Consider the following 545-nt stretch of genomic DNA (forward strand, 5'->3'; position numbering starts at 1 on the left):
CTCTGGTGGCCGATTTCTGATTCATCATCCTTGCTGGTGAAGGAGGCTGGCATGGATGGGTCACGCACTGTCGATGGATTTGCGCACGCGGCTTCTGGCGGCGATTGACGAAGGGCTGAGTTGCCGCGCGGCAGCAGCGCGGTTTGGCGTTGCCCCCTCGACAGCGATCCGCTGGGAAATGCGGCGACGAGAGACGGGCAGCTTTGCGCCCAAGCCCCAAGGCGGCGACGTCCGGTCGCGCCGCGTCGAGGGGCGATCGGCGGATATTCTGGCTCTTTGGGAGGCGCGCAAGGACATCTCGCTTGAAGAACTGCGCGTTGCCCTGGCCGAGGCGGGCCTGACGGTCTCGGTTGCCGGGCTTCACCGCTTTTTTGCGCGTCGGGGCATGACGCGCAAAAAAGGACTGGGCACGCCGTCGAGCAAGACCGACCCGACGTCCTGAGTCAGCGCCGCGATTGGTTCGATGGTCAGATCGATCTGGAGCCGGAACGCCTCGTCTTCATCGACGAAACCTGGACCGCAACCAACATGACCCGTAGCCACGG

1 pseudogene is annotated in these 545 nt (G+C 64.2%); it reads left to right on the forward strand.

Annotated elements, in window-relative coordinates:
* Positions 1–55 precede the first annotated feature (55 nt).
* Positions 56–545 (forward strand): annotated as a pseudogene (locus NFE57_RS16615) (transposase); the annotation flags it as partial.

Origin of the sequence: Hephaestia sp. MAHUQ-44 (assembly GCF_023806085.1) — a bacterium.
In the GTDB taxonomy this organism is placed as follows: domain Bacteria; phylum Pseudomonadota; class Alphaproteobacteria; order Sphingomonadales; family Sphingomonadaceae; genus Sphingomonas.